The sequence below is a fragment of the Corallococcus sp. CA047B genome (assembly GCF_003612065.1).
Lineage (GTDB): Bacteria > Myxococcota > Myxococcia > Myxococcales > Myxococcaceae > Corallococcus > Corallococcus praedator.
The window spans coordinates 18910-30198 of sequence record NZ_RAWD01000083.1 but is presented as its reverse complement, the minus strand read 5'-3'; the positions used below and the strand labels follow the sequence as shown (position 1 = coordinate 30198).

Sequence of the window (11289 nt, the reverse complement as noted above, 5' to 3'; positions counted from 1 at the left end):
CCCTTCCCCACATCCACTGGTCGACAGAGTGGCTGTGCGCCCCCGGGCACTCCTCTCGTCCTGCGGAGGGAATCCGTTGCCTTTCCGGAGGTTCGAGGAAGCCGAGTGAGGACCGAGACACCAGACAAGAGGTGTCTATTAAGGAAATCCCGCGAACTTTTGTCAGGGGCGCGGGGTCAAATCCCAGGGTTGGCCCCGCCAGCGGGGAGAGGGGAGGGCAGACGATGACAGGGCTTCCAGGCGCAGCCTGGAGCCAACCCCACGGGACCCGAAGGGCGTGTCAGGGTTCCCAGGTGGGCGCGGTCCTTACGCGGGTGCTCTCCTCCCTTCGGAGCCCCGGGCCGGATTGGTAGTCCAAGGAGCACACCATCCATGAAGTCTTTTCTCTTGGTACCCAAGGAGTCCATCGAGACGCAGGCCCGGCCGGGTGTACGTGGCACGGCACAGGGCGAGCGCGTCCTCGTTCGCAGCACCGCGTTGCGCTTCAGCGGCGCGCAGAAGGCACCGGACGCCCTCTCGGCGCTGGGCCTGCGTTCAGCCACCCTGCCCGGCATGAAGCCGGCCATCAGCGGCCAGGAGCCCAAGGGCCGCAAGCGCGGAGGCCGCAAGAGCGCGCCCACGCGCGGCGCTGACTCCAGCACCGTGCCCATGCCGGGCGCGGCCGTGACGGAGCAGACCGGCTCCGAGGCGGGCAGCTACCGCTTCATGCCCCTCATCGGCGCCACCATGGCGCACTTCTACTCCGTGGACGCAGAGAACGCGGCCCGCGGGGAGCTGGCGGAGGACTTCGAGTTCATCCCGGACGTGGTGCCCCTGTCCTTCCCCGGCCCGGTGTCGGCCGGACAGACGGGACCGCGCAACCGCGGCATGAGCTCGCTCGCGCAGCGTGAGTGGCCCGACGAATCCGGTGTCCCCCTGGCGCACGCCCAGGGCATCCGGGGCGCCGGCGTGATGCTGGGCATCCTGGACACCGGCGTGGACGCGGACCACCCGGAGCACGCGAGCAAGACCATCCAGTTCCGCTACGTCTCGCTCTTCCCCAACTCGCCCCACAACCCGGCGCGCGACGTGCGCGGCTTCGATCCGGACGGCCACGGCACCCACGTGTGCGGCATCGCCGCGGGCGTGCACCACGGCGTCGCGCCGGAGGTGGACCTGTACGCCGCGTCCGTCATCGAATCGGAGACCATCCGCACCAGCCTGGGCCGCGTGGCCGCCGGCATGGAGTGGCTGCTCCACCAGTTCAGCGCGCCGGAGAACGCCTCACGTCCCGCCGTCGTCAACCTGTCGCTGGGCTTCCCGCTGCAGCCGCCGCCCGGAATCTCCGAAGCGGACTACCTGCTGAATCAGCGCGCCCTGCAGACCATGTTGCGTCGACTGCTGGACAGCAACGTGCTGCCAGTTGTCGCGGCGGGTAACAGTGGGCCGAACACGGTTGGTTACCCAGCGGCCTTTCCTGAAGCACTGGCTGTGGGGGCAGTCGACTTCGAGCGCACCGTGGCCACTTTCTCGGCCAGCGGCGCCGTGGGGCGGCGCGTCGTGCCTGATGTCATGGGCTACGGGGTGAACGTGTATTCGTCTACTGAACGCCGCTGCAATAATCAGGCGTTCTATGAACGAATGAGTGGCACGAGCATGGCGGCGCCTTATGTCGCGGGTATTGCTGCACTGTATCGTTGCCGTGCCCCTGACTTGACGGCGTTGGAAGTGAGAGAGTTAATCCTGGCCAATGCCATCAAGCTTCCTCGCTCGGCGAATCACCGGACGGGGAAGGGCCTGGCTGTTTTCAGGTGACGCGGTAGTTGACCGGGGCCGGTGCCAGGTGAGCACCGGACCCGGGAGAGGATGTTGGCCATGAGCAGGAAGAATGGCGTGCCGGGCGAAGCAGGTGACATGTCGACCCGGATGTCCTCCGTCGCCGCCGTGCGTCCGTTGCCGGGCAGCGGCGGCGGCTCCGTGCACATGCTGCCGGGCTCCGGCTACGCGCCGGAGCGCGACGTTCCGCAGCAGGGTGGCGACATCGACGTGACGGTGATGCCTCGCGAAGCCGTGCCCCCCAGGGGTCGTGCGGCCGCCGCGCGGGCACCCGTGCGTTCGCGCGCGGAGGTCTATCAGGCAGGCAAGGCGGAGAGCGCCCGCTTCCGCGAGAGCTTCATGCTCTGGCTGGAGGCCAACAAGCTCATGGGGTCCGTGCGCGCGATGAGCGAGCCGGGCGGTTCCCTGCCCATGCTGCACGTGCGCTGTGCTCCCCGCGTGCTGGACCAGCTGCGCCGCGCGCCGGAGTTCGAGGCGGGCACGATGATGCCGCTCGAACGGCTGTACTAGAAAGTCCCTGCCGCAAGCCTCCAGTCACAAGCCCCGCGTCCTCCATGGGCGCGGCCAGCGTGCTTCCGTCAGACCGCGAGCCCCGCTTCCCTTGTAACGGAAGGCGGCCCTCCGGCGGTCCAAGCCGCCTCGCGAAAGAGAAGCGGCTCGCATTGGGGGAGCGCTTCCATCCGCCTGGGAAGAAGCCCCGCGCCCTGTTCGTCCCGGTGGAACCGACGGCGGGGCTGCTTCTTCCTGATTAACCTAGAAACTCAGGATTGTGGCGGCTGAATGCCACTGAACCCTGGTTGGGTTCTTCCGTCTGGAATTGGACGGACTAATCAATGCGGCAGGCGTCCTCGAAGGACAGGCGCGGGTTGCGGGGGAAGAGCTTCGCCGGGTCGCCGTAGCCCAGGTTGATGAGGAAGTTCGACTTCCAGCCGGTGCCCTGCAGGAAGGCCTCGTCCGTCTTCGCCTTGTCGAAGCCGCCCATGGGGCCGCAGTCGAGCCCCAGTGCCCTGGCGGCGAGGATGACGTAGGCGCCTTGCAGCGTGCCGCTCTGGACGGCGGTGTACTCGCGTGCTTCAGGCGGCAGCGCAGCGAAGTAGCTCTTCATGTCGCGCGCGGGGAACAGCTTGGGCATCTGCTCGTGGAACGCGGTGTCGTGCGCCACGATGACCGTCACGGGCGCCTGCATCGTCTTGTCCACGTTGCCCGCGGCCAGCGCGGGCTTCAGCCGCTCCTTGGCCTCGCGGCTCTTCACGAACACCAGGCGCACCGGCTGGGTGTTGGCCGCGGTGGGCGCCATCTTCGCCAGCTCGTAGATGCGGCGCAGGGTGTCGTCCGTCACCGGCCGGTCCTGCCAGCCGCTGTGCGTGCGGGCCTCGGTGAAGAGCTGCGCCAGGGCGCGTGCGTCCAGGGCGGTGTTCGTCGCTTCCATCGGTGTGTCCCCTTCGCGGAGGCGGACGCGATCCGCGCCCGCCATGGCCCATGGGTAGCGGGGGTGCTTTTATTTTGCAAGCAACTTCCTAAAAGTAAGTAGATGCCGGTGCGTGTTCCTGCGGGAAGGGGAGGGCGGGCGCTATACTCAGGCAGGAGGCGCGACGATGCATGACGACCTACGCCCGCTGTGCGAACGGTTCCTGACGGCGGCCGAGCTGCTGGGCCGCCGGTGGACGGGCATCATCCTGCGCATCCTGCTGGACGGGCCGTGCCGCTTCGGGGAGCTGACGGAGCGCATTGGCGGCATCAGCGAGCGCGTCCTGTCGGAGCGGCTCAAGGAGCTGGAGGCCGAGGGCGTCATCGAGCGCCACGTGGACCCCGGCCCGCCCATCCGCTCCGAGTACCGGCTGACGGAGAAGGGGCAGGCGTTCTGGAAGGTCTTCCACGAACTGGGCCAGTGGGCGGAGCAGTGGGCGGACGTGAAGCCCGCGCCGAAGCCGGACGTGAAGCCCGCCGCGAAGCCGGCGAGCCGGGACGCGAAGTCCGCGCGGGCCGCGCCCCGGAAGCGCAAGACGGCCTGAGCTTCCGGAGCAGGGTGGGGCGGGCCTAGAAGTTGAGGCCGCCGTCCACGTCGATGGTGCGGCCGTTGAAGTAGTCGCACTCGATGACGAACTTCACCGCCACCCAGATGTCCTCCGGCAGGCCGATGCGGTTCACCGGGATGGAGGCCACCAGCGCGTCGCGGGCCTTCTGGTTCATGCCCTGCGTCATGGGCGTTTCAATCATGCCCGGGGCGATGGCGCCCACGCGGATGCCAAAGGGGGCGAACTCGCGCGACCAGGTGACGGTGTTCGCGGCGAGCGCGGCCTTGGCGGACACGTAGTTGGACTGGCCGCGGTTGCCGTGCCGGGCGATGGACGACATGTTGACGATGACGCCGGGGCGCTGGTCCGTCTCCACCATCTTCGTCACCACCTCGCGCACCATCAGCGTGGCGCCCGTGAGGTTGACGCCGATGACGGCGTTCCAGTCCTGGGTGGACAGCTTCTTCACCTGGCCGGTGGTGCGGTCCTTCTTCACCAGCAGCGCGTCGCGCAGGATGCCCGCGTTGTTGATGAGGCCATTGAGGCCGCCCATCTCACCGTGGGCCCACGACACGAAGTCGATGACGTCCTGCTCGTTGGACACGTCCAGCTTGCGGCGGTGGATGCCCTTGGGCAGCTCCGCCAGCCGCTCCTCGTTGACGTCGCCCACGGCCACCTGGCCGCCCGCTTCGTGGATGCGCTGGGCGAAGTGCGCGCCCATGCCCTGCGCGCCACCCGTCACGATGATCTTCAGGTCCTTCAGCTGCATGTGCCTCTCCTTGAGCGTCGAAAACGCGCGCAGGGTACGCACACCGCCCCGGCGCTTTCCAGCGCCGAGGAGGCTGAAACCTGAATCGACCTTCAACTTTTTCCAGGCCCCCCGGGCGCCCCGGCCATCAACGCGGTGCGTTGGGCTTTCGGGGCGCGCGCGGGCCTGATTCCTACAGCGCGTCGGAGATGACGGAGCCCAGCCGGCGCATGCCCTCGGCGATGAGGTCGGGCGGACGGTTGGAGTAGTTCAGGCGCATGAACTGGGGCTGCTGCACGGTGGCGAAGAAGGGCGCGCCGGGGACGAAGGCGACCTTCTGTTCGACGGCGCGGGGCAGCAGCGTGGCCGCATCCAGGCCGCCGGGCAGCTCCACCCAGAGGAACATGCCGCCGTCGGGCCGGGTCCACTTCGTGCCCTGGGGCATGTGCTGCTCCAGCGCGCCGAGCATGGCGTTGGCGCGCTCGGCGTAGACGGGCATCAGCGCGGCGATGTGGCCCGCGTAGTCGAAGGTTGACAGCAGGCGCGCGGTGGCGCGCTGGGCGAGCGTGGCGGTGTGCAGGTCGGTTGCCTGCTTGGCGATGGTGAGCGCCTTGAGCAGCGCGCGCGGCCCCGTCACCCAGCCCAGGCGCAGGCCGGGGGCCAGCGTCTTGGAGAAGGTGGACAGCGACAGCACCACGCCCTGGTCGTCCAGCGACGCGAGCGACGGCAGGTGCTCTCCGCGGAAGCGCAGCTCGCCGTACGGGTCGTCCTCCAGGATGAGGAAGCGGTGCTCCTGCGCCAGTCGCACCAGCGCCTTGCGGCGCTCCAGCGACAGGGTGGTGCCCTTGGGGTTCTGGAAGTTGGGGATGACGTAGAGCAGCTTCGGCTGGCGCTTCTTCACCAGCGCGGCCAGGTCATCCGTGTCCATGCCCGCGTCGTCGCTGCGCACGGTGGCGAAGTCCACCTCGTAGCCGCCGAAGGTCTGGAGCGCCGCCAGGTAGCTGGGGTCCTCCACCACCACCAGGTCGCCGGGGTCCAGCAGCACCTTGCCCACGAGGTCCAGGCCCTGCTGCGAGCCGCTGGTGATGAGCACCTGGTCGGCGTGGGTGTGGTGACCCTTGCGGGCCAGGTGCGAGCAGATCCACTCGCGCAAGGGGGCGAAGCCCTCCGTGGTGCTGTACTGGAGCGCCGCGCGGCCTTCGGTGGCGAACGTCTCCTCGAACGCCCGGGCGATGGCCTCCAGCGGGAAGAGCTCCGGGGCGGGCAGGCCGCCGGCGAAGGAGAGGATGTCGGGGCGCTCGGCGATCTTGAGGATCTCCCGCACCGCGGACGTCTTCATCCGGGACATGCGCTGGGACAGCCGGTAGGCCGGAGGAGGGGGCAGGGGGGCACTCATAGCGTCCGCGCTCATGTTCATTCTCCGTTCAACTTCGCTTCGGGGACACGCACGTGCGTGTCCTCCTTCAAGGTCGACAGGACGATGGTGGTGCTCGTGCGGGTGACACCCGGGATGGTGCGCAGCGTCTCCACCAGCAGCACGTCCAGCGTCCGGGTGTTGTCCGTTTTCACCTTCAACACGTACGAGTCCTGGCCCGCGACCCGGTGTGCCTCCAGCACGTCCGGCAGCTCCGCCACCTTCTTGGCGAAGCCCTCGAAGTGCTTGGGGTGTTCAATGCTCACCCCGATGAAGGCGGTGATGTCCTTGCCCAGCTGCGTCGCGTCCACCCGGGCCGTGTAGCCGGTGATGACCCCGCGCTCCTCCAGCTTGCGGATGCGCTCGGCCACCGCGGGTTGGGACAACTTCACTCCCCGTGACAGCTCCAGCTGGGTGGCCCGGCCATCGCGCTGAAGCATGTCCAAGATGCGATAATCCAGGGCGTCCATGGGGCATCTGACCTTATTTTTATAGGTCGTTTGGGTGAGCGACGGTGAAGTTATATGCCCCCGCTCAGGATTGCAAGTCCGTTGGTGTGCAAACTTGTAGGGCGGCACAAAGGGTCGGATTCCCGACCTCCCGCGTCCTGTTCTGGCGCCTGCCCGCCCGCCCTTCCGGCCTTGGACGGCGAGGCTTTGACGCTCCGCGTTCATGTCTGTCTTTGACGCAAGGAGCCATCCAACGGCTTTTGACAAGGTTGTCGGGCGGGTGCTACCCGTCCTGAAAGATGAATCGCCCTTCAACTTCAGAACGAGTCCCGGTGACGCCGCGTGGCCAGCGGACGCGGCAGAAGCTGTTGAAGGCGGCGGAGGCGGTGTTCGGGGACAAGGGCTACGAGCGTGCGTCCATCGCGGACCTCACGCGCAAGGCCAGCGTCGCGCTGGGCACCTTCTACGTGTACTTCCCGGACAAGCAGTCCATCTTCGTGGAGGTGGTGGACGAGCTGGGCGCGCGCCTGCGCCGCCTCATCGCGGAGTCCACCGTCGCGTGCACCACTCGGCTGGAGGTGGAGCGCGAGGGCCTGCGCGCCTTCTTCCAGTTCGTGCGCCAGCACCCCAACCTCTACCGCGTGGTGCGGCAGGCGGAGTTCGTGGACGCGGACTGCTACCGCCGCTACTACGACCGCTTCGCCAAGGGCTACGTGCGCGGCCTCACGCAGGCCATGGACGCCGGCGAGGTGCGCCGCATGGATCCGGAGGCGCTCGCCTACTGCCTGATGGGCATTGGCGACTTCCTGGGCATGCGCTGGGTGCTCTGGGAGGAGGACATGGGCCTGGAGCGCGTGCTCGACACGGCGATGACGCTCCTGACCCACGGCCTGCCCTCCGGCGCTCCCGTCCTCAAGGCCGTCCCGCCGCCCAAGGCCCCCAAGGCCCCCAAGGCCGTCGCGAAGTCCCCTTCGAAGTCTCCTGCGTCTCCTTCGTCTCCTTCCCCCAGGCCCCGCCGTCCGGCGCGCGGCCCCCGGAGCTGAAACACCGCCATGCGTTACGCGAACATCCTGTCCACCGGCCGCTATGTCCCCGAGAAGCTGCTCACCAACGCCGACGTGGAGGCCATCCTCGGCGAGAAGGTGGACGAGTGGCTCCAGCAGAACGTGGGCATCAAGCAGCGCCACGTGATGGCGGATGATCAGGCGACGAGCGACCTGGCCGTGGCCGCCGCGAAGGAGGCCCTGGCCCGCGCGAAGGTGGACCCCAAGGACCTGGACCTGGTGCTGGTGGCCAGCGACACGCCGGACTACCTGAGCCCCGGCACGTCGTCGGTGGTGCAGGCGAAGCTGGGCGCGGTCAACGCGGGCACCTACGACATCAACGCGGCGTGCGCGGGCTGGGTGACGGCGCTGGACGTGGCGTCGAAGACGATCTCCGCGGACGACAGCTACCAGCGCATCCTGGTGGTGGGCGCCTACGGGATGACCCGGTACGTGAACTGGAAGGACAAGAAGACCTGCACGCTGTTCGCGGACGGCGCGGGCGCCGTGGTGCTGGGCGCGTCCGACAAGCCGGGCTTCCTGGGCGCGAAGCTGCTGGCCAACGGCGAGTACCACGACGCGCTGGGCATCTACACGGGCGGCACGAACCGGCCCGCCACGGCGGAGACGCTGAAGCTCACCGACGGCAAGCCCGCGGTGCAGTTCGTGCGCAAGTTCCCCTCCACGTTCAACACCGAGCGCTGGCCCATCCTGCTGGACACGCTGCTCAAGCGCGCGGACCAGACGCTGGATGACGTGAAGCTGTTCGTCTTCACGCAGCTCAACCTGCGCACCATCGAAGCCACCATGAAGGCGCTCAACCAGCCCATGGCCAAGGCGCACTACACGATGGACAAGTGGGGCTACACGGGCTCCGCCTGCATCCCGATGACGCTCGACGACGCGGTGCTGCAGGGCAAGGTGAAGAAGGGCGACCTCGTGGCCTTCTGCGCCAGCGGCGGCGGCCTGGCCATGGCGTCCGCGCTCTACCGCTGGACGGCGTAGTTCCACCCTCGAAGCCACAGCCAGGAGGTACGCGCATGTTCATCGGGGATTGGATGGGGCGGGGCGCCCTCTACTGGCCGGAGGCGGTGGCCGTGGTGGACGTGGCCCGCAAGGACGCGGGCCGCTTCACCTACCGGCAGATGAACGCGCGCGCCACGGCGCTCGCGGGCTGGCTGCGGAACGTGGCCGGCGTGCAGCGCGGCGACCGCGTGGGCATCGTCGCGCTCAACGGCGTGGAGCACCTGGATCTGCTCTTCGCGTGCGGGAAGCTGGGCGCCATCTTCGTGCCCTACAACTGGCGGCTGCACGCGGCGGAGCTGACCGAGGGCGTGCGCTCCGTCCGCCCGCGCGTGCTGCTGTTCGGGGATGACTTCCGCGACGCGGCGGCGCAGGTGCGTGAGCACGTGGGCGACGGCCTCCGCCTCGTGGCGCTGGATGCGCAGGGGCTTCCGGGGGCGGACGCCTACGCGAAGGTGCTGGAGCACGTGACCGCGGCCCCGGTCACGAATGATGCGGTGAGCGAGGAGGACATCCTCTGTCTCATCTTCACCGGCGGCACCACCGGGAAGTCCAAGGGCGCGAAGGTGTCCTACCGGATGGTGGCGTGGAACACGCTCAACACGCTGGTGCATGAGATCCGGCAAGGCGACGTCACGGTGACGCACACGCCGCTGTTCCACACCGGTGGACTGCTCGTGTACACGCTGCCGCTGCTCACCGTGGGCGGCACCGTGGTGCTGATGCGGCGGTGGGACGCGGACGAGATGCTGGGGCTGGTCGCGAAGGAGAAGGTGACGCTCTTCTTCGCGGTGCCTACGCAGTACCAGCAGTTGATGGACTCACCGCGCTGGCGCGGGACGGACTTCTCCTCCGTGCGCTTCGTCACCAGCGGTGGGGCGCCCCTGCCGGTGCCGCTGCTCCAGGCGTGGCAGGCGGTGCACCCGGTGCCCTTCAAGCAGGGCTTCGGGATGACGGAGTTCGGACCCGGCATCTTCAGCATGGGGCCGGAGTTCGCGGTGTCGAAGGCGGGCTCCATCGGCCGGCCCAACTACTTCATCGACGCGAAGCTGGTGGATGACGCGGGCCAGGACGTGCCCGTGGGCGGGGTGGGCGAGCTGGTGCTCAAGGGCCCGTCCATGTGCTCGGGCTACTTCGAGGACGATGCCGCGACGCAGGAGGCCATCGACGCGGGCGGCTGGTTCCACACCGGAGACCTGGCGCGCGTGGATGCCGAAGGCTTCTTCACCATCGCGGGGCGCAAGAAGGACATGTTCATCTCCGGTGGAGAGAACGTGTACCCGCTGGAGCTGGAGTCGGTGCTCTACGAGCACGCCGCGGTGCAGCAATGCGCGGTGGTGGGCGTGCCGGACGCGAAGTGGGGCGAGGCGGGCCGCGCCTACGTGGTGCTCAAGGCGGACGCGACGGCCACGGCGGACGCGCTGCTGGAGCACCTGAAGGGCCGGCTGGCGCGCTTCAAGGTGCCCAAGCGCGTGGAGCTGGTGAAGTCGCTGCCGGTGTCGCCCGCGGGGAAGATCCTCAAGCGGGAGCTGCGCGAGCAGGCCATCGCGGCGGACGCGCGCGACGCCTCGTGACGGACGGTATCCTCTCTTCAATCAATTCAACCAGGAGCGGCGCACATGGCTGACAGTTCCAGGAAGGTCGAGAAGCGGGACATCCCCACGGCACGGCTCGTGGTGCGCGCGAGGCTGGTGGGCGAGGAGGGATTTCCGGTCATCTTCGTGCACGGCAACTGTTCCTCCTCCGCGTTCTTCGAATCGCTGATGAAGACGCTGCCCGAGGGCTTCCGGGGCATCGCGCCGGACATGCGCGGCTACGGGGAGACGGAGCCCAAGACCATCGACGCGACGCGCGGCATGCGCGACTTCAGCGATGACCTGCTGGCGCTGATGGACGCGCTGTCGCTCAAGCGCGCGGTGTTCGTGGCGCACTCGGCCGGCGCGGGCATGGTGATGCAGCTGTCCCTGGACCATCCGGGGCGCGTGGCGGGCATCGTGGTGGAAGCGCCCCTGTCGCCCTATGGCTTTGGCGGCACGAAGGACGCGGACGGCACGCCGTGCTGGGCGGACTTCGCGGGCTCCGGCGGTGGCACGGCCAACCCGGACTTCGTGCAGCGGCTGAAGTCGAAGGACCGCTCCACGGAGACGCCCACGTCGCCCCGCAACGTGATGAACGGCTGCTACGTGAAGCCCCCGTTCCGCCACCCGGACGAGGAGATGCTCCTGGACTCGGTGCTGAACACGCACGTGTCGGACGAGCTGTACCCGGGCAACTTCACCAAGTCCGACAACTGGCCGGGCGTGGCGCCGGGCACCACGGGCATGAACAACGCCATGGCGCCGCGCTACTACAACACGTCGTCCTTCGCGGCGTTGAAGAACGGGCCGGACGTGCTGTGGATCCGCGGCGCGGACGACGCCATCGTTTCCGACACGTCACTGTTCGACTTCGGCTTCCTGGGCAAGCTGGGCGCGGTGCCCGGCTGGCCCGGGGAGGAGAAGTACCCGCCGCAGCCCATGGTGTCGCAGATGCGCGGCGTGATGGAGCGCTACGCGAAGAACGGTGGCCGCTTCCGCGAGGTCGTCCTCCACGACACGGGCCACAGCCCGCACCTGGAGAAGACGCAGGAGTTCGAAGCCCTGCTCACGCCCTTCCTGCGGGAGCACGCCCGCTAGTCATTCCTGACGCGCGGTGAGGCGCGGAGGGCCTTCCGGGACGACCCCGGTGGCCCTTGGCGCGCCCGCGCACCGGGGTTTCCCTGTCGCACGTCTGCTGTCGCCGC

Annotated in this window: 10 protein-coding genes and 1 pseudogene; 7 read left to right on the top strand and 4 right to left on the bottom strand. The window is 68.6% G+C overall.

The features are described 5' to 3' along the window. The first annotated feature begins 372 nt into the window (after nt 1–372). Nucleotides 373–1794 carry a S8 family serine peptidase gene (locus D7X74_RS15550; RefSeq protein ID WP_120533745.1) on the top strand — a complete coding sequence of 474 codons (1422 nt, stop codon included), beginning with the start codon at nt 373–375 and terminating at the stop codon, nt 1792–1794. A 60-nt stretch (nt 1795–1854) separates the two neighbouring features. Further along, nucleotides 1855–2325: a hypothetical protein gene (locus D7X74_RS15545; protein WP_120533744.1), complete on the top strand. Its 471-nt coding sequence runs from the start codon at nt 1855–1857 to the stop codon at nt 2323–2325. Between the two features lie 316 nt (nt 2326–2641). Here D7X74_RS15545 and D7X74_RS15540 read toward each other — a convergent pair whose 3' ends face one another. Beyond that, the gene (locus D7X74_RS15540) at nt 2642–3244 is read right to left on the bottom strand and encodes a malonic semialdehyde reductase (protein ID WP_120533749.1); all 603 of its coding nucleotides are present in this window, start codon (nt 3242–3244) and stop codon (nt 2642–2644) included. 166 nt (nt 3245–3410) lie between these two features. On the opposite strand from D7X74_RS15540, the pseudogene D7X74_RS15535 reads away from it, so the two are divergent. Further along, a pseudogene (locus D7X74_RS15535) lies at nt 3411–3719 on the top strand (winged helix-turn-helix transcriptional regulator); the annotation flags it as partial. Nucleotides 3720–3852: 133 nt separating this feature from the next. On the opposite strand, the gene D7X74_RS15530 reads toward D7X74_RS15535, so the two are convergent. The 3 genes from D7X74_RS15530 to D7X74_RS15520 all read right to left on the bottom strand — a co-directional run bounded on the left by D7X74_RS15530 (nt 3853) and on the right by D7X74_RS15520 (nt 6462). After that, nucleotides 3853–4599 (bottom strand): SDR family oxidoreductase, encoded by a 747-nt coding sequence (locus D7X74_RS15530; RefSeq protein ID WP_120533742.1) that lies wholly within the window; start codon nt 4597–4599, stop codon nt 3853–3855. Nucleotides 4600–4771: 172 nt separating this feature from the next. Beyond that, the gene (locus D7X74_RS15525) at nt 4772–5989 is read right to left on the bottom strand and encodes a PLP-dependent aminotransferase family protein (RefSeq protein ID WP_120533748.1); all 1218 of its coding nucleotides are present in this window, start codon (nt 5987–5989) and stop codon (nt 4772–4774) included. A gap of 2 nt (nt 5990–5991) precedes the next feature. Next, nucleotides 5992–6462 carry an Lrp/AsnC family transcriptional regulator gene (locus D7X74_RS15520; protein WP_120533741.1) on the bottom strand — a complete coding sequence of 157 codons (471 nt, stop codon included), beginning with the start codon at nt 6460–6462 and terminating at the stop codon, nt 5992–5994. 278 nt (nt 6463–6740) lie between these two features. On the opposite strand from D7X74_RS15520, the gene D7X74_RS15515 reads away from it, so the two are divergent. The 4 genes from D7X74_RS15515 to D7X74_RS15500 are packed head-to-tail and all read left to right on the top strand — an operon-like array spanning nt 6741 to nt 11182. Beyond that, a complete protein-coding gene (locus tag D7X74_RS15515; protein WP_120533740.1) occupies nt 6741–7484 on the top strand; it encodes a TetR/AcrR family transcriptional regulator in 744 nt (247 codons plus the stop codon). Nucleotides 7485–7493: 9 nt separating this feature from the next. Continuing rightward, complete coding sequence (locus D7X74_RS15510; protein ID WP_120533739.1) at nt 7494–8489, top strand: 3-oxoacyl-ACP synthase III family protein; 996 nt, start codon at nt 7494–7496, stop codon at nt 8487–8489. 35 nt (nt 8490–8524) lie between these two features. Next, nucleotides 8525–10081: an AMP-binding protein gene (locus D7X74_RS15505; RefSeq protein WP_120533738.1), complete on the top strand. Its 1557-nt coding sequence runs from the start codon at nt 8525–8527 to the stop codon at nt 10079–10081. A gap of 45 nt (nt 10082–10126) precedes the next feature. Then, nucleotides 10127–11182, top strand: a complete 1056-nt coding sequence (locus tag D7X74_RS15500; RefSeq protein WP_120533737.1) for an alpha/beta hydrolase — start codon at nt 10127–10129, stop codon at nt 11180–11182. Nucleotides 11183–11289: the final 107 nt, after the last annotated feature.

What these genes read in the sequence shown, in the direction of transcription:
- D7X74_RS15550 (WP_120533745.1), top strand. Translation starts at nt 373, where the DNA reads ATGAAGTCTTTTCTCTTGGTACCCAAGGAGTCCATCGAGACGCAGGCC.
- D7X74_RS15510 (WP_120533739.1), top strand. Translation starts at nt 7,494, where the DNA reads ATGCGTTACGCGAACATCCTGTCCACCGGCCGCTATGTCCCCGAGAAG.
- D7X74_RS15520 (WP_120533741.1), bottom strand. Translation starts at nt 6,462, where the DNA reads ATGGACGCCCTGGATTATCGCATCTTGGACATGCTTCAGCGCGATGGC.
- D7X74_RS15500 (WP_120533737.1), top strand. Translation starts at nt 10,127, where the DNA reads ATGGCTGACAGTTCCAGGAAGGTCGAGAAGCGGGACATCCCCACGGCA.
- D7X74_RS15530 (WP_120533742.1), bottom strand. Translation starts at nt 4,599, where the DNA reads ATGCAGCTGAAGGACCTGAAGATCATCGTGACGGGTGGCGCGCAGGGC.
- D7X74_RS15515 (WP_120533740.1), top strand. Translation starts at nt 6,741, where the DNA reads ATGAATCGCCCTTCAACTTCAGAACGAGTCCCGGTGACGCCGCGTGGC.
- D7X74_RS15525 (WP_120533748.1), bottom strand. Translation starts at nt 5,989, where the DNA reads ATGAGCGCGGACGCTATGAGTGCCCCCCTGCCCCCTCCTCCGGCCTAC.
- D7X74_RS15505 (WP_120533738.1), top strand. Translation starts at nt 8,525, where the DNA reads ATGTTCATCGGGGATTGGATGGGGCGGGGCGCCCTCTACTGGCCGGAG.
- D7X74_RS15540 (WP_120533749.1), bottom strand. Translation starts at nt 3,244, where the DNA reads ATGGAAGCGACGAACACCGCCCTGGACGCACGCGCCCTGGCGCAGCTC.
- D7X74_RS15545 (WP_120533744.1), top strand. Translation starts at nt 1,855, where the DNA reads ATGAGCAGGAAGAATGGCGTGCCGGGCGAAGCAGGTGACATGTCGACC.